Genomic DNA, 15,985 nt, shown 5'->3' with positions numbered 1-15,985 from the left:
GCGCCCGGGGTCAGTGCTCGATGCCGTCCTGCAGCTCCTGCCCCTTGAGCAGGAACCACGCGGCGGCGGCCGTGGCGAGCAGGACGACCGCGCCGACGCCGGAGGCGAGCCGCAGTCCGTCCACGAAGGCGTTCTGGGCCGCGGCCACCATCACCTCGGCGGTGTGCGGGTCCAACCCCTTGGCCACCTCGACGGCTCCGCCCAGGGATTCGTGCGCGGCGTCGGCGAGCGCCGGGGACACCGTGGAGGGGGCCGTGAAGCTCTGGTAGACCCCGGTGACGATGGAGCCGAGCAGGGCGATGCCGAGGGCCGCGCCGAGCTCGTAGGCCGTCTCCGAGACCGCGGAGGCGGAACCGGCCTGCTCCTTGGGCACGCTGGAGAGGATCACGTCGGCGGTGACGGTGAAGGAGAAGCCGGCGCCGAGGCCGACGACGAGCAGCGCGGCGCCGAGCAGCGGGTAGCCGGTCTCCTTGCTGATGACGGTGAGGGCGCCCAGCGCCAGGCCGATCGCGGCGAGGCCGCCGGCCACGATGACGCGTACGGAGTACTTGCGGGCGTAGCGGCCCGCGAGCAGACCGGTGACCACCGCGCCGACGGCGGCGGGCAGTTCGGCCAGTCCCGCTTCCAGCGGCTCGCGGCCCTGGACGAGCTGGAGGAACTGGGAGAGGAAGAAGACCAGCCCGGAGAGGCCGAAGACGGTCAACAGGTCGGCGAGGACCGCACCGGAGAAGCCGCGGTGCTTGAAGAGCTTCATGTCGAGCAGGGGCGCGGCCAGGGTGTGCTGGCGGCGGACGAAGGCGTAGAGCATGGCGACGCCGAGGACCGCGGCCGCCCAGACCTCCCAGGAGAGGCCGTGCGTGGCGACCTGCTTGACGGCGTAGACGATGCCGATGATGCCGACGAGCGAGAGGGCGACGCTGAGCAGGTCCCAGGGGCCTCTCGCCGGGTTCTTCGACTCGGGCAGCAGCTTGATGCCGACGACGACCAGGACGATCATCACGGGCAGGTTGATGAGGAAGACCGAGCCCCACCAGAAGTGCTGGAGCAGGGCTCCGCCGACCACGGGGCCGACGGCCGCGCCGGCCGAGGCGGTGGCGCCCCAGATGCCGATGGCGAGGCTGCGCTCCTTGGGGTCGTGGAAGATGTTGCGGATCAGCGCGAGGGTGGACGGCATCAGCGTCGCGCCGGCGACGCCGAGCAGCGCGCGGGCCACGATCATCATCTCGGGGCTGGTCGCGTAGGCGTTCAGGACCGAGACGAGGCCGAAGGCGGTGGCGCCGATCAGCAGCAGTTTCTTGCGGCCGATGCGGTCGCCGAGGGAGCCCATGGAGACGAGCAGACCGGCGATGACGAAGGAATAGACGTCGCCGATCCACAGCAGCTGGGTGCCGGACGGCTTGAGGTCTTCGCTCAGGGAGGGGGTGGCGAGACCGAGTACGGTGGCGTCGACCGCGACCAGCAGGACGGCCAGCACGAGGACCGAGAGCGCGATCCAGCGCCCGGGGCTCTTGCCGTCCTCCGTCCCCTGCCGTCTGCTCAGCTCTTCGGTTCTGCTCATTTCTCCACACTCCGTCGTGCGCCACCGAGCAGCAACTCGGTGATCATGTACTGAAAGTCCTTGGCCGCGACCCGACCGTCCATGACGGCCCAGGCGCAGGTGCCGATCAGCCCGTACAGGGCCTCGGTGAGCCAGGCGGGGCTCAGGTCGATCCGGATGTCGCCCTCCTGCTGGCCGCGCCGGAAGAGCGCGGACACCCGGGCGTCGAGCCGGGCCCAGCCCTCGTTGACCTCGTCGCCCTCGAAGAGCTGGTTCTCGGTGACGAGGAAGGCCAGCAGCAGCGCGTTCGGTTCGGCCTCGGCGACGAGGCGGCCGAGGGCGTCGACGGCGCTGCCCTCGTCGAGGCGCGCCGCGTCGAAGGCGATCTCGAACTGGCGGATGCCGAGCTCTTCGAGGGCCCGTACGAGGGCGTCGCGCCCGGCGAAGTGCCGGTGCAGGGTCGCGCGGCCGATGCCGGCCGCGCGGGCGACCTCGTCCATCGTCGCGGTCGATTTGCGGGAGAGCAGGGCCGCCGCAGCGCGGAGCACCTGGTCACGATCCATGGCCATGAGACAAGCCTAACCCGAATGAGACGTCCATGTCTCATTGAATATTCGAGTGCCCCGCGCGGGCACGGAAGGAATCCTGTCGCGATGACGAAGAAGCCCCTGCTCCTGATCGACGTGGACGGCCCGCTGAACCCCTACGCGGCCAAGCCCCAGAGCCGCCCCGAGGGGTACACCACCCACCGCATGCGCCCCACCGGCTGGTCACTGACCGAGAACGCGAAACCGCTGCGGGTCTGGCTGCATCCGGGCCACGGCGCGCGGCTGCGGGCGCTGGCGGGCGCGTACGAGCTGGTCTGGGCGACGACCTGGAAGGACGAGGCCAACGACTGGATAGGCCCGCACCTGGGGCTGCCCCGGCTGCCGTTCATCGACTGGCCGCAGATGCACGGGAGGGCGCCGCGCGGGACGTTCTGGAAGACGCAGTACGTCCTGGAGTACGCCGGGGGCCGGCCCTTCGCCTGGGTCGACGACGACATCACGCCGATGGACCGGGAGTACGTCGATCAGCACCATCCGGCGCGCGCCCTGCTGCTGCGCGTCGACGAGCGGATCGGGCTGGTCCGGGCGGACTTCGACCTGCTGGCCGACTGGGCGGCGTAGGACCGCAACGCCCGAGGGGCGGCCGGGGCGGGTGCCCCGACCGCCCCCTGCGGGACGCGCGCGCTAGTTCTTGTGGTCGGCCCAGGCGTGCTGGATGACCAGGTCCGCCTTCAGCTCGTTGAGCTGGACGGCGACCGCGCTCGGCGCGGTGCCGCCGCGGCCGTTGCGGGAGGCCAGGGCGCCGGGCACGTTGAGGACCGTGCGCACCTCCGGGGTCAGGTGCTCGGAGATCTTCGCGAACTGCTCGTCCGTGAGCTCGTCCAGCTCGATGCCGAGGCCCTCGCACTCCTTGACGCACTCGCCCGCGACCTCGTGCGCGACCCGGAAGGGCACGCCCTGGCGGACCAGCCACTCGGCGATGTCGGTGGCGAGCGAGAAACCGGCCGGGGCCAGCTCTTCCATCCGCGCCCGGTTGACGGTGAGGGTCGCCATCATGCCGGTGAAGGCGGGCAGCAGGACCTCGAGGGTGTCGCAGGAGTCGAAGACCGGCTCCTTGTCCTCCTGGAGGTCCCGGTTGTAGGCGAGCGGGAGCGCCTTGAGCGTGGCCAGCAGGCCGGTGAGGTTGCCGATCAGGCGGCCCGACTTGCCCCGCGCCAGCTCCGCGATGTCCGGGTTCTTCTTCTGCGGCATGATCGAGGAGCCGGTGGAGAAGGCGTCGTGCAGGGTGACGAAGGAGAACTCCTTCGTGTTCCAGATGATGATCTCCTCGGCGATCCGGGAGAGGTTGATCCCGATCATCGCCGTGATGAAGGCGAACTCCGCGACGAAGTCCCGCGAGGCCGTCCCGTCGATCGAGTTGCCGACCGAGCCCCGCTCGAAGCCGAGGTCGGCGGCCACCTGCTCCGGGTCCAGGCCGAGCGAGGAGCCGGCCAGGGCGCCCGAGCCGTACGGGGAGACCGCGGTCCGGGTGTCCCACTGCCGCAGCCGCTCCGCGTCCCGGGAGAGGGACTGCACGTGCGCCAGCACGTGGTGGGCGAAGAGCACCGGCTGGGCGTGCTGGAGGTGGGTCCGGCCGGGCATCGCCACGTCGGCGTGCGTCTCGGCGAGACCGACGAGGGCGTCCTGGAGGTCCGCGATCAGGGAGCCGATGATCCGGGCGTGGTCGCGCAGGTACATCCGGAAGAGCGTGGCGACCTGGTCGTTGCGCGAGCGGCCCGCCCGCAGCTTGCCGCCGAGGTCGGGGCCGAGCAGCTCCAGCAGGCCGCGCTCCAGGGCGGTGTGCACGTCCTCGTCGGCGATGGTGCCCACGAGGGCGCCGGACTCGACGTCGGCCGCGAGCCGGTCCAGCCCGTCCGACATGCGCTGGAGCTCGTCGGCCGTGAGCAGGCCCGCCTTGTGCAGGACGCGGGCGTGGGCGCGCGAACCGGCGATGTCGTAGGGCGCGAGGCGCCAGTCGAAGTGGACCGACGCGGACAGCTTCGCCAGGGCCTCGGCGGGCCCGTCGGCGAACCGGCCGCCCCAGAGCCGGACGTCACCGTTGTTGCTGCTCACAGCTACTGCTCCTCAAGAGGTGGGTGTACGACGGCCTCCCCGTCGCGGAGGTACCGGGGAGGCCGTCAAAGCACTGCGCGTGCGTACCGCGCGACGAGCGGACCTCAGGCGAGGTCGCGCCGCGCGGCGATCTTCGAGGACAGACCGAAGATCTCGATGAAGCCCTGGGCCTTGGACTGGTCGAAGGTGTCGCCCGAGTCGTAGGTCGCGAGGTTGAAGTCGTACAGCGACTCCTCGGACTTGCGGCCGGTGACCACGGCGCGGCCCGCGTGCAGGGTCATCCGGATGTCACCGGTGACGTGCTGGTTGGCCTCGTTGATGAAGCCGTCCAGGGCGCGCTTGAGCGGGGAGAACCACAGGCCGTCGTAGACCATCTCGCCCCAGCGCTGCTCGACCTGCCGCTTGTAGCGGGCCAGCTCGCGCTCGACGGTGACGTTCTCCAGCTCCTGGTGGGCGGTGATCAGCGCGATCGCGCCCGGGGCCTCGTAGACCTCGCGGGACTTGATGCCGACGAGGCGGTCCTCGACGATGTCGATCCGGCCGATGCCCTGGGCGCCGGCCCGCTCGTTGAGCTGCTGGATGGCCTGGAGCACGGTGACGGGCTTGCCGTCGATGGCGACCGGGACGCCCTCCTTGAAGGAGATGACGACCTCGTCGGCCTCCCGCGGGACCGCCGGGTTCGAGGTGTACTCGTAGATGTCCTCGATCGGCGCGTTCCAGATGTCCTCCAGGAAGCCCGTCTCGACGGCGCGCCCGAAGACGTTCTGGTCGATGGAGTACGGGGACTTCTTGGTGGTCGCGATCGGGAGGTCGGCCTTCTCGGCGAAGGCGATCGCCTTGTCACGGGTCATCGCGTAGTCACGGACCGGGGCGATGCACTTGAGGTCGGGGCCGAGGGCGGCGATGCCGGCCTCGAAGCGGACCTGGTCGTTGCCCTTGCCGGTGCAGCCGTGGGCCACGATCGTCGCGTTGTGCTTCTGGGCGGCGGCGACGAGGTGCTTGACGATGGTCGGCCGCGAGAGGGCGGAGACCAGCGGGTAGCGGTCCATGTAGAGGGCGTTGGCCTTGATCGCCGGGAGGCAGTACTCGTTGGCGAACTCGTCCTTCGCGTCCGCGACCTCGGCCTCGACGGCGCCGCAGGCGAGCGCGCGCTTGCGGATGACGTCCAGGTCCTCGCCGCCCTGGCCGACGTCCACGGCGACGGCGATGACCTCGGCGCCCGTCTCCTCGGCGATCCAGCCGATGGCGACGGAGGTGTCCAGGCCGCCCGAGTAGGCGAGTACGACGCGCTCGGTCACGGGTTTCTCCTTACAGGGTGCATCTGACGACAGGCATAACTATGCACTACTCCGTATGTTTCGTCAACGAGCCGGGAAACCGGCTGCTCAGGGGGGTCGTCCCCGCCTAAGGTCAGGGCATGAGGGACCCCGCGCAGAGCGCGCCGCACCACGCTCACCCGCCCGCGCCGCGGCCCGCGCCCGCGCCGCGCCACCGCTGGACGCACCGGGCCGGTTGCGAGGCCGCCGAGCACCTCGCGCGGGGCGCGGTGCTCACGGAGGTGCTCGACCCCGCCGACCCGGGCGCCTGGATCGCGCTCGACGAGGGGGTGCGGGGCCTCCCGTGCTGGGACGGCGCGCTGCCCGCGCTGTTGCGCTCCCGGCCGCACACCGCGCTGTGCCACCCCGAGGGCCGGGTGCGCGAGGAGGCGGTGCGGCAGCTCGCGCGGGGGGCCCGGCCGCATCCCTCGCTGCTGCCGCTCGTGGTGATCCGCTGTGCGGACTGGGCCGGGCCGGTACGGACCCGCGCCCGCGCGCTGCTCGCCCGGGTGCTGGCCGACTCCCCCGCCGAGACGCTGCTCGCGCTCACCCCGCTGGTCCTGCGGCTCGGCGCGCGCGGGCGGGGCGAGTGGGCCCGCCAGCTGTTCGAGGCGGCCCTCGGCGATGCCCCCGCCGCGGTGCTGGAGGCGTTGCTGGGCGACCGCGACCCGGCCGCGCGCCGCTTCGCCGGGCGGCTGCTGCTGGACTCCGGGCGCCCGGGGGCCCGGGAGCTGGCCCGGGCGGCCGCGCGCGAGGGCGACCCGGTGCTGCGCCGGCTGTGGACCGACGGGGCGCTCGCCGCGCTGGCCGCGGGGGCGCCGGGGCCGGACGCCGACGCCGTGGTCGACCTGCTGCTCGGCTCGCGCTCGGGCCAGGTCCGGGCCGCCGGGGTCACCGCCCTGCGCCGCACGGGCCGCGCGTCCGAGGCCGCGTCCCACCTCACCGACCGCACGGGCGTCGTACGGGCCTGCGCCCGCTGGCTGGTCGGCCAGGACGGCGGCGACCCCCGCGCCCGCTACCTGGAGCTGTGCGCCGAGCCCGCCGCCGTGAGCGGCGGCGCCGCGCTCGGGCTCGCCGAGTGCGGGCGGCGCGCGGACGCGTCGCTGCTGCGCGGGCTGCTGACGCACCACCGGCCGGGGGTGCGGGCCGGCGCGGTGGCCGGGCTGCGACTGCTCGACGCGGCGGACTCCGCCACCCTGTTCCCGCTGCTGACGGACCCGGCGGGGGCCGTCGTACGCGAGGCGGCCCTCGCGCTGCTGCCGAGCGCCGACCGGCTGCCCGAGGCCCCGCTCGTCGCACTGCTCGCCGCCGGACGTCCCCCGTCGCAGCGGCGGGCCGCCCACCGACTGTTGCACGCGCGGGGCGGCGTGGCCGGACTGCGGGCCACCGTAACCCTGTTGGACGACCCGGACCCGAGCCTGCGCCGGCGGGCGGAGCAGCACGCCCGGGCCATGTGGTCGCCGTACGCCCCGCCGGCCCTGCCCGCCGGCGATCCGGAGGTGGGCGCCCTGCTGGAGCGCTGCTCCGGGCTCTTCGGCGATCACGTCATGCGCCTGATGCGTTCACGCCTCGGACTCCCCCGCGGCTGACCTGGAGCGGAGCGGATACTGACCGCATGGGAAAACTGCACGAGCACATAGACGGCCGGCTGCGCGCCTTCATCGAGGCCCAGCCGATGTTCTTCACCGCGACGGCTCCGCTGGCGGGCGACGGCCACGTCAACCTCTCCCCCAAGGGCCGCGCGGGCACCCTCGTCGTCATCGACGAACACACCCTCGCCTACCTGGACTTCGGCGGCAGCGGCGCCGAGACCATCGCCCACGTCCGCGAGAACGGCCGGATCACCCTCATGTGGTGCTCCTTCTCCGAGGCGCCCAACATCGTCCGCGTGCACGGCGAGGGCGAGGCGGTCTTCCGCGACGACCCCCGGTGGGGCGAGCTGATCGCCCTGTTCGGCGCGGCCGACGGGCCCTCCGCCCGCGCGATCATCGTCGTACGGACCAAGCGGATCTCCGACGTGTGCGGCTACGCCGTCCCCTTCATGGAGTACCAGGGCGAGCGCACCCTCCACGCGGAGTACTTCGGCCGCAAGACGGACGAGGAGTTCTCGCAGTACTGCGAGAAGAAGGAATTCATCGCGACGAGCCTGGACGGCCTGCCCGCACTGCCGTTGCCGCTCCCGCCGCGTACCGTCTGACATGTGCTGCGAACCGCCCTCGCCCTCGGCTCACTGTTCGTCACCTCGCTGCTCGCCGCGTCGGGACCGCCGTGGGGTTCCACGCTGCCGGACCGGCTCGCCGACACCGGTGGCGGCAGCCAGCTGATCACCGCCGTCGCCCCCTCGGCCGGTGCGACCACCGGCCGCCTGACCTGGTGGGAGCGCCGGTCCGGGCGGTGGGTGGCGATGGGCCGGGCGCCCGCCCGGTTCGGCGCGCGGGGCCTCACCGAGGGCGCCACCCGCGTCCAGGGCACCGACACCACGCCCGCCGGCCTGTACGACCTGCCGTACGCCTTCGGGATCCGGCCGGCGCCCGTGGGGACGGCGTACACCTACCGGCCCGTCCGCGACGGCTCCTGGTGGTGTCAGGACAACACCTCCTTCCACTACAACCGGTGGGTGGAACCCCTGCCCGCCGACTGCGCGCCCGGCGAGGCGGAGCACCTGGTCGGCTACGCGAAGCAGTACGCCCACGCCCTGGTCATCGGCTTCAACTACGACCGGCCGGTGCACGGACGCGGCGCGGGGATCTTCCTGCACGTCAACGGCAAGGGCGCGACGGCGGGATGCGTGTCGGTTCCCGAGGAGTCCATGCGCGCGATCCTGCGCTGGGCCCGGCCGGAACGCCGGCCGCACATCGCGGTGGGCACGGAGTCGGGGCCGCTGGACGTGACCCGGTACTGACACCGGCGCCCGCGGGTGGCGGTGGCTCAGAACGCGCCGCCGCTGTCCACCCAGGTGTCGTACTCCACCGGGCGCGGCTCCCGGTGGTCCAGGCGGGCCAGCAGCTCCGGGTCCAGGGCGAGGAGGTCCGGGTGCGGGGGCAGCGCGGCGCAGTACGTACGGAAGGGATCGCGCCGCTTGGGCCACACCCGCACCATGGCCATGGCGGCGAGCAGCGCGCCGCAGGCCCCGACCGCCACCGCGAGGACGAAGGTCCCCATCAGCACGATCCCGCGCAGCGTGTCCGGCCGCGAGAGCACCACCAGTTGGAAGCTGTACCAGGCGACCACCGCCATGATGAGCAGGACCGCGAGGTCGGCGAGCCGGTCGCGGTCCCGGACCTCGGCCAGGTGCGGGTGCTTCGCGTCCTCGGCGGCCAGGAAGGCCTCGCGGGCCGCGCGCAGCTCCTGGTCCCCGGACAGCTCCGCCGTGCTCGTGGGCCGGGCGCGGCGCACGAGCGCGGCGAGGACGGCGGCGGGCAGCGGGTGCACCGGCGCGGGGTCGGCCCGAGGCCCGTGCTGCGGCCCCCCGGCGGCGACGACCAGCCGGCCCGCCCCGTCCACCTCCACGGAGCCGTCGAGCAGCAGCCGGGCGACCGCCGGCCGGTGGACGTCCTCGGACCGCCCCGCCACGGCCACCGCGTGGTACGGATCGGGCGGCGCGGTGGCGAGCAGCGCGGCCGCGGACCGGTCGGACCGGTCCCGCAGGCGCCACAGCACTCCGAGCAGGGCGTAACAGGCAAGGGCGACGGCAGCGGCCTCGAACACCGCTGCCCAGAGGGGGTGTTGGCTCATCCCCCCAGGGTCGCCCTCAGCCCTCCTTCTGCGCCAGACGCAGGAGGTGATCGGCCAGCGCCTGACCGCCCGCGGGATCGCGGCTGATCAGCATCAGGGTGTCGTCACCCGCGATCGTGCCGAGGATGGCCTGGAGTTCGGCCTGGTCGATCGCCGAGGCGAGGAACTGGGCGGCGCCGGGCGGGGTGCGCAGGACCACGAGGTTCGCGGACGCCTCCGCCGAGATCAGCAGTTCACCGGAGAGGCGCCGCATGCGCTCCTCCTTCGCCGACTCGCCCAGCGGGGCCTGCGGGGTGCGGAAGCCGCCCTCGCTCGGTACCGCGTAGATCAACTCGCCGTTGGTGTTGCGGATCTTCACCGCGCCCAGCTCGTCGAGGTCCCGGGAGAGCGTCGCCTGGGTGACGCTCAGCCCGTCGTCGGCGAGCAGCTTCGCCAGCTGGCTCTGGGAGCGGACCGGCTGCCGGTTGAGGATGTCCACGATCCGGCGGTGGCGGGCGGTTCGGGTCTGCGGAACGGACTGGCCGCTCGCCTCGTGTTCCTGCGCCTGACTCATCGTCGTCTCATTCTCCGGATCCGTCCCCGTGGGCCGCGTCGAGGATGCCGGGCAGGGCCCGGAGGAACGCGTCCGCCTCCGCCTCGGTGAGGACGAACGGCGGCATCAGCCGTACGACGTCGGGGGCGGGCGCGTTGACCAGGAAGCCGGCATCCTGAGCCGCCTTCTGCACCTGCGGTGCGAGGGGCTCGGTCAGCACGATACCCAGCAGGAGGCCCGCCCCGCGGACATGGGATACCAACGGGTGGCGCCCGCCCGCGCCGGCGCCCTCGATTCCGGAGCGCAGTTGCTCGCTCCGCTCCTTGATCCGGCCCAGGAGTCCGTCGGCGGCGATGGTGTCGATGACGGCGAGCCCGGCGGCGCAGGCGACCGGGTTCCCGCCGAAGGTGGTGCCGTGCTGGCCGGGCCGGAGCAGGTCGGCGGCCGGGCCGAAGGCGGCGAGGGCGCCGATCGGCAGACCGCCGCCCAGCCCCTTCGCGAGCGTGACGAGGTCGGGTTCGACCCCGTCGTGCGCCTGGTGCTCGAACCACTGCCCGCAGCGGCCGATGCCGGTCTGCACCTCGTCGAGGGCGAGCAGGGTGCCGGTGGCGCGGGTGATCTCGCGGGCGGCGGTCAGGTACCCGGCCGGCGGGACGACCACGCCGTTCTCGCCCTGGATCGGCTCGATCAGGACGAGGGCGGTGTCCTCGGTGACGGCGGCCCGCAGGGCCTCCACGTCGCCGTAGGGCACGTGGGTGACCTCGCCGGGCAGCGGCAGGAAGGGGGCCTGCTTGGCGGGCTGTCCGGTCAGGGCGAGCGCGCCCATGGTGCGGCCGTGGAATCCGCCCGTGGTGGCGACCATGTGCGTGCGTCCGGTCAGCCGGCCGACCTTGAAGGCCGCCTCGACCGCTTCGGCGCCGGAGTTGCAGAAGAAGACCTTGCCGGGGCGGCCGAAGAGCTGGAGCAGCCGTTCGCCGAGCGCGAGGACCGGCTCGGAGGCGTAGAGGTTGGAGACGTGGCCGAGCGAGGCGATCTGCGCGGAGACCGCCCCGACGACCGCCGGGTGGGCGTGGCCCAGGGCGTTGACCGCGATGCCGCCGACGAAGTCGGTGTACTGCTTGCCGTCCGCGTCCCAGACCTGGGCCCCGGCGCCGCGCACGAGCGCGAGCGCGGGGGTGCCGTAGTTGTCGGTGAGCGCCGCCTTCCAGCGCGCCGCGTACTCCTCGTTCGAGCTGTTCCCGCTCACGCGGATTCCCCTCCCTCTGCGTCGGGCACGACCATGGTGCCGATGCCCTCGTCGGTGAAGATCTCCAGCAGGATCGAGTGCTGGACCCGTCCGTCGATCACGCGGGCGGTGCCGACGCCGCCGCGGACGGCGTGCAGGCAGCCCTCCATCTTGGGGACCATGCCGCTCGACAGCTCCGGGAGCAGCTTCTCCAACTCGCTGACGGTGAGCCGGCTGATGACCTCGTCGCTGTTCGGCCAGTCCGCGTACAACCCCTCGACGTCGGTGAGGACCATCAGGGTCTCGGCGCCGAGGGCGGCCGCGAGCGCCGCGGCCGCGGTGTCGGCGTTGACGTTGTAGACGTGGTCGTCGTCGGCGCTGCGCGCGATGGAGGAGATGACCGGGATCCGGCCGTCCGCCAGCAGCGCCTCGATCGCGCCGGTGTCTATGGCGGTGATCTCGCCGACCCGGCCGATGTCGACGCTCTCGCCGTCGATCTGGGGCCGGTGCTGGACGGCGGTGATGGTGTGGGCGTCCTCGCCGGTCATGCCGACGGCGAGCGGTCCGTGCTGGTTGAGCAGGCCGACCAGCTGGCGCTGGACCTGCCCGGCGAGCACCATCCGTACGACGTCCATCGCCTCCGGGGTGGTGACGCGCAGGCCGGCCTTGAACTCGCTGACCAGGCCGTGCCGGTCGAGCTGGGCGTTGATCTGCGGGCCGCCGCCGTGCACGACGACCGGCCGCAGGCCGGCCTGGCGCAGGAAGACGACGTCCTGGGCGAAGGCGGCCTTGAGGTCCTCGTCGATCATGGCGTTGCCGCCGAACTTGATGACGACGATCTTGCCGTTGTGGCGGGTCAGCCAGGGCAGTGCCTCGATGAGGATCTCGGCCTTGGGTAGGGCGGTGTGCTTGCGGGCACTGCCGGCGCCGGCGCTCATGAGGAGTACGCGCTGTTCTCGTGGACGTAGTCGGCGGTCAGGTCGTTGGCCCAGATGACCGCGGACTCGCTGCCGGTGGCCAGGTCGGCGGTGATGCGGACCTCGCGGTCCTTCATCGAGACCAGGTCGCGGTCCTCGCCGACGCAGCCGTTCTTGCAGACCCAGACGCCGTTGATGGCGACGTTCAGCCGGTCCGGGTCGAAGGCGGCCTTGGTGGTGCCGATCGCGGAGAGCACCCGGCCCCAGTTCGGGTCCTCGCCGTGGATGGCGCACTTGAGCAGGTTGTTCCGGGCGATGGAGCGGCCCACCTCGACGGCGTCGTCCTCGCTGGCCGCGTTCACGACCTCGATCCGGATGTCCTTGCTGGCGCCCTCGGCGTCGCCGATGAGCTGGCGGGCCAGGTCGTCGCAGACGGTCCGTACGGCCTCGGCGAACGCGTCGTAGGCCGGGTCCACGCCGGAGGCGCCGGAGGCGAGCAGCAGCACGGTGTCGTTGGTGGACATGCAGCCGTCGGAGTCGACCCGGTCGAAGGTGGTGCGGGTCGCGTCCCGCAGCGCCTTGTCGAGGGTGGCGCTGTCCAGGTCGGCGTCGGTGGTGAGGACGACGAGCATGGTGGCCAGGCCCGGGGCGAGCATGCCCGCGCCCTTGGCCATGCCGCCGACGGTCCAGCCCGCGGCGTGGCTGACGGTGGCGGTCTTGTGGACGGTGTCGGTGGTCTTGATGGCGACGGCCGCGGCCTCACCGCCGTCGGCGGAGAGGGCCTCGGCGGCGCTCTCGATGCCGGGCAGCAGCTTGTCCATGGGCAGGAGCACGCCGATCAGCCCGGTGGAGGCCACCGCGATCTCGCCGGCGTTGTGCTCGCCGCCGAGGACGGCGGCGACCTTCTCGGCGGTGGCGTGGGTGTCCTGGAAGCCCCGGGGGCCGGTGCAGGCGTTGGCACCGCCGGAGTTGAGGACCACGGCGCTGACGGTGCCGCCGCGCAGCACCTGCTCGGACCAGTGGACGGGGGCGGCCTTGACGCGGTTGGAGGTGAAGACGCCCGCCGCGCTCAGGCGCGGGCCGTGGTTGACCACGAGGGCCAGGTCCGGGTTGCCGTTCGCCTTGATCCCGGCGGCGATGCCCGCCGCGCTGAACCCCTGTGCTGCCGTGACGCTCACTGCATCTCCTCGTTCGCTTCTCCGACCGCGCGGCGCGCCGGTGCGGGCATCATCGTCGTCCGCAGCCGAGTGGCTGCACGTGCGTCGCTCACGGTGCGACTCCGATCGTGGAAAGACCCAAGCTCTCGTGGAGCCCGAGGGCGATGTTCATGCTCTGCACCGCGCCACCGGCGGTGCCCTTGGTCAGGTTGTCGATGGCGCTGATCGCGATGATCCGCTGCGCGGACGCGTCGTACGCGACCTGGACCTGAACGGCGTTGGAACCGTAGACGGATGCCGTCGCGGGCCACTGCCCCTCGGGGAGCAGGTGGACGAACGGCTCGTCGGCGTAGGCCTTCTCGTAGGCGGCGCGCACCGACTCGGCGGTGGTGCCGGGGACGGCCTTGGCGGAGCAGGTGGCCAGGATGCCCCGGGCCATCGGGGCGAGGGTCGGGGTGAAGGACACCGAGACCCGGGTCCCGGCGACGGCCGAGAGGTTCTGGACCATCTCGGGGGTGTGCCGGTGGCCGCCGCCCACGCCGTACGGGCTCATGGAACCCATCACCTCGGAGCCGAGCAGGTGGGGCCTCAGGGCCTTGCCCGCGCCGGAGGTGCCGGTGGCGGCGACGATCACGGCCTCGGGCTCGGCGAGCCCGTCCTGGTAGGCCGGGAAGAGGGCCAGGGAGACGGCGGTCGGGTAGCACCCCGGAACCGCGATGCGCTTCGCCCCCTCCAGCGCCGCGCGGCCCCCCGGCAGCTCGGGGAGGCCGTAGGGCCAGGTACCGGCGTGCGGGGCCCCGTAGAAGGCGTCCCAATCGGCAGCGGACTTCAGCCGGTGGTCGGCGCCCATGTCGACGACGAGGACGTCCTCGCCGAGCTGGGCGGCGACGGCGGCCGACTGGCCGTGCGGCAGGGCGAGGAAGACCACGTCGTGCGCGGCGTCCCGGCCGGCGAGCACCTCGGGGGTGGTCGCCTCCAGGGTGCGCCCGGCCAGCGGCACGAGGTGCGGCTGGAGCGAGCCCAGGAGCGCTCCGGCGTTGGAGTTGCCGGTCAGCGCGCCGATCTCGACCTCGGGGTGGGCCAGGAGCAGGCGCAGCAGTTCCCCACCCGCGTACCCACTCGCCCCGGCCACCGCAACACGAACCACCATCGGACCCTCCTCGTCGATGGCATGACTATACGTTTCGCTGCACGTTTATGCAAAGCTCCGGCCAGCGGCCCGGGCCGTCCGCGGGCGGCGCCCCGCCGGTCCGTTCGGCCTGCGGCGCCATGGGTTTCGCGCCGCTTCCCGCGCGGCCGATGAGTTTGTGGCTCCCGGCCGGTCCAAGCTCGTGACACCCCAGGAAAGGACACCGCCATGTCGGAGCTTCTCGTCGACTTCATCACCTCCCTCGACGGGTACGCGTCAGGAGAGGGATGGCCCGGATTCTGGGGCCTTGAGGGCCCGGAGTACCTGGCATGGCTCGGGGAGCAGCCCGAGGCCACCTATCTGATGGGAGCGAACACCTACCGCCTCATGTCGGGCTTCGCCGCAGGCGAGGTCCCGAGTGGCCAAGACGAGTTCAGGCCCGAGGAAGAAGCGTCCGTCGACGCGCTCACGCAAGCGTCCAAGGTCGTGTTCTCCTCCTCGCTGGAGGAGCCACTGGCGTGGGCCAACTCCACGCTCGTCCGCGACGACGCCGTGGAGGCGGTCCGCGCCATGAAGGCGAGCGGCTCGGGGCTCCTCAGCACGATCGGCAGCCTCGGCCTGAGCCGGTCCCTGCTACGAGCCGGACTCGTGGACCGCTTCCGGGTCGTGATGTTCCCGGTGATCACCGGGGCCACGGGCGAAGAACGCATCTACGACGGCTATCCGGACGTCGCCCTCGACATGATCGAGCACCGCACCTTCGACGGCCGCATCCAGCTGGTCGAGTACGCGCCCCGCGTGCTCGCGCACCCGCCGCTCGGCGCCCCGACGTGATCTCGCCCAGCCGATGCGGGCCCCTCCCCAGAGCGATGGGCACGGCGCCCTGCGGCCCGTAGGAACGACCGGGTCCGCTGTCACTGCGGTTGCGCCAGGACCGTCCGTACGCCGCCCTGGGGGGTGGAGCCTTGAGCGCCTACGCGTCCGGTTCCCAGGCGCGGAGCAGGTCGAGCAGGGACGGGTCTCCGTCGATGCGCACGGATGCGGCCGGGATGCGTTCGTAGAAGTAGAGGATCACCTCGCTGGCCGTGCCGTGGACGGAGGCGCCGGGCGCCGTGGTGGGCTCGGCGATGCGGGTGGAACGAGCGCCGTCGCCGTCGACCGTGAGGCGCCAGGAGCGGCCCTCGGTGGCGTGGAAGTCGAAGGTCGTGGGCTCGTGCGGCCAGGCGTCGCGCGACGCGACGCAGGTGAACAGGAACTCCTCGACGCCGTCGAGGGCGAGCCCGGTCGGCAGCGGCTGCGCGGCGCCCGCGGCGAGCTGGGCGTCGTAGGTGTGCACCGCGCTCTCCTGGACCCGGTGCCGGGCGACTCCGCCGGAGCTCCGCGGCGTCTGCAGGCCGCTCCACCAGGCCCAGCAGTCGACGTCCGGTCCCGCCTTCCGCAGGGCGCCCAGCAGGAGCTCCGTCGACGCGGCCAGCCAGGCCACCAGAGCCTCGCGCTCCCGCGGCGGCTCCAGGGCGGCGCGCGCGGCGACGGCCTCGGCCGGCGGACCGTCGGCGGGCCCCGCGCCGACGATGGCGGCCCAGAAACGGTCGCCCCCGCCCAGGTGCTGCGCCAGATCGAACAGCGTCCACTCGGGGCAGGTGGGCACCTGTGCGTCGAGGCTGGGCGCGGCGGCGACCGCGGCGCGGAAGGCGGTCGACCGTTCGTCGATCAGGTGCAGCAGGGCCGGGAATTCAAGATTTTTTTCCACGTCGGATGTCTATCACCGTGATCCGAT

16 protein-coding genes are annotated in these 15,985 nt (G+C 72.8%); 5 read left to right on the top strand and 11 right to left on the bottom strand.

Annotated elements, in window-relative coordinates; genetic code table 11:
* Window positions 1-10 precede the first annotated feature (10 nt).
* Both ACZ4UB_RS23075 and ACZ4UB_RS23070 read right to left on the bottom strand, forming a co-directional pair.
* Window positions 11-1,558 carry an MFS transporter gene (locus tag ACZ4UB_RS23075; RefSeq protein ID WP_468072724.1) on the bottom strand — a complete coding sequence of 516 codons (1,548 nt, stop codon included), beginning with the start codon at window positions 1,556-1,558 and terminating at the stop codon, window positions 11-13.
* Complete coding sequence (locus ACZ4UB_RS23070; RefSeq protein ID WP_354382604.1) at window positions 1,555-2,106, bottom strand: TetR/AcrR family transcriptional regulator; 552 nt, start codon at window positions 2,104-2,106, stop codon at window positions 1,555-1,557. The genes ACZ4UB_RS23075 and ACZ4UB_RS23070 overlap by 4 nt, the downstream gene beginning before the upstream one ends.
* 84 nt (window positions 2,107-2,190) lie before the next feature.
* Between ACZ4UB_RS23070 and ACZ4UB_RS23065 the strand changes: the two genes are divergently transcribed.
* Complete coding sequence (locus ACZ4UB_RS23065) at window positions 2,191-2,706, top strand: HAD domain-containing protein (RefSeq protein WP_468072722.1); 516 nt, start codon at window positions 2,191-2,193, stop codon at window positions 2,704-2,706.
* A gap of 63 nt (window positions 2,707-2,769) precedes the next feature.
* Here the strand turns inward: ACZ4UB_RS23065 and argH are convergent, their stop codons facing one another.
* Together argH and ACZ4UB_RS23055 are read right to left on the bottom strand one after the other, a co-directional pair.
* On the bottom strand, window positions 2,770-4,197 hold the full coding sequence (gene argH, locus ACZ4UB_RS23060) for an argininosuccinate lyase (protein WP_468072720.1): 1,428 nt from the start codon (window positions 4,195-4,197) through the stop codon (window positions 2,770-2,772).
* Window positions 4,198-4,301: 104 nt separating this feature from the next.
* On the bottom strand, window positions 4,302-5,495 hold the full coding sequence (locus ACZ4UB_RS23055) for an argininosuccinate synthase (protein ID WP_468072718.1): 1,194 nt from the start codon (window positions 5,493-5,495) through the stop codon (window positions 4,302-4,304).
* A 119-nt stretch (window positions 5,496-5,614) separates the two neighbouring features.
* Here ACZ4UB_RS23055 and ACZ4UB_RS23050 point away from each other — a divergent pair, with 119 nt between their 5' ends.
* The 3 genes from ACZ4UB_RS23050 to ACZ4UB_RS23040 are packed head-to-tail and all read left to right on the top strand — an operon-like array spanning window position 5,615 to window position 8,415.
* On the top strand, window positions 5,615-7,102 hold the full coding sequence (locus tag ACZ4UB_RS23050) for a hypothetical protein (RefSeq protein WP_468072716.1): 1,488 nt from the start codon (window positions 5,615-5,617) through the stop codon (window positions 7,100-7,102).
* A gap of 26 nt (window positions 7,103-7,128) precedes the next feature.
* Window positions 7,129-7,710, top strand: coding sequence for a pyridoxamine 5'-phosphate oxidase family protein (locus ACZ4UB_RS23045; protein WP_468072714.1), 582 nt, complete (start codon window positions 7,129-7,131; stop codon window positions 7,708-7,710).
* Window positions 7,711-7,743: 33 nt separating this feature from the next.
* The gene (locus ACZ4UB_RS23040) at window positions 7,744-8,415 is read left to right on the top strand and encodes a L,D-transpeptidase family protein (protein WP_354382670.1); all 672 of its coding nucleotides are present in this window, start codon (window positions 7,744-7,746) and stop codon (window positions 8,413-8,415) included.
* 26 nt (window positions 8,416-8,441) lie between these two features.
* On the opposite strand, the gene ACZ4UB_RS23035 is transcribed toward ACZ4UB_RS23040, so the two are convergent.
* From ACZ4UB_RS23035 to argC, 6 genes are all read right to left on the bottom strand, one after another.
* Entirely contained in the window at window positions 8,442-9,248 is an 807-nt protein-coding gene (locus ACZ4UB_RS23035) for a hypothetical protein (protein WP_468072712.1), read from the bottom strand.
* 16 nt (window positions 9,249-9,264) lie between these two features.
* On the bottom strand, window positions 9,265-9,801 hold the full coding sequence (locus ACZ4UB_RS23030; protein ID WP_354382611.1) for an arginine repressor: 537 nt from the start codon (window positions 9,799-9,801) through the stop codon (window positions 9,265-9,267).
* Window positions 9,802-9,808: 7 nt separating this feature from the next.
* Entirely contained in the window at window positions 9,809-11,026 is a 1,218-nt protein-coding gene (locus ACZ4UB_RS23025; RefSeq protein ID WP_354382612.1) for an acetylornithine transaminase, read from the bottom strand.
* Window positions 11,023-11,943, bottom strand: a complete 921-nt coding sequence (gene argB / locus ACZ4UB_RS23020) for an acetylglutamate kinase (protein ID WP_354382613.1) — start codon at window positions 11,941-11,943, stop codon at window positions 11,023-11,025. Before argB ends, ACZ4UB_RS23025 begins: the two co-directional genes overlap by 4 nt.
* On the bottom strand, window positions 11,940-13,100 hold the full coding sequence (argJ, locus tag ACZ4UB_RS23015) for a bifunctional glutamate N-acetyltransferase/amino-acid acetyltransferase ArgJ (protein ID WP_468072709.1): 1,161 nt from the start codon (window positions 13,098-13,100) through the stop codon (window positions 11,940-11,942). The genes argB and argJ overlap by 4 nt, the downstream gene beginning before the upstream one ends.
* Before the next feature lie 88 nt (window positions 13,101-13,188).
* Window positions 13,189-14,229: an N-acetyl-gamma-glutamyl-phosphate reductase gene (gene argC / locus ACZ4UB_RS23010; RefSeq protein WP_468072707.1), complete on the bottom strand. Its 1,041-nt coding sequence runs from the start codon at window positions 14,227-14,229 to the stop codon at window positions 13,189-13,191.
* 207 nt (window positions 14,230-14,436) lie between these two features.
* On the opposite strand from argC, the gene ACZ4UB_RS23005 reads away from it, so the two are divergent.
* A complete protein-coding gene (locus ACZ4UB_RS23005; RefSeq protein ID WP_468072705.1) occupies window positions 14,437-15,042 on the top strand; it encodes a dihydrofolate reductase family protein in 606 nt (201 codons plus the stop codon).
* A gap of 139 nt (window positions 15,043-15,181) precedes the next feature.
* Here ACZ4UB_RS23005 and ACZ4UB_RS23000 read toward each other — a convergent pair whose 3' ends face one another.
* The gene (locus tag ACZ4UB_RS23000; protein WP_468072703.1) at window positions 15,182-15,958 is read right to left on the bottom strand and encodes a maleylpyruvate isomerase family mycothiol-dependent enzyme; all 777 of its coding nucleotides are present in this window, start codon (window positions 15,956-15,958) and stop codon (window positions 15,182-15,184) included.
* Window positions 15,959-15,985: the final 27 nt, after the last annotated feature.

It is taken from the genome of Streptomyces sp. NPDC028419, from assembly GCF_055565515.1.
Note: the sequence above shows the minus strand (reverse complement) of the source record. Positions and strands in the feature narration are given on the sequence as shown.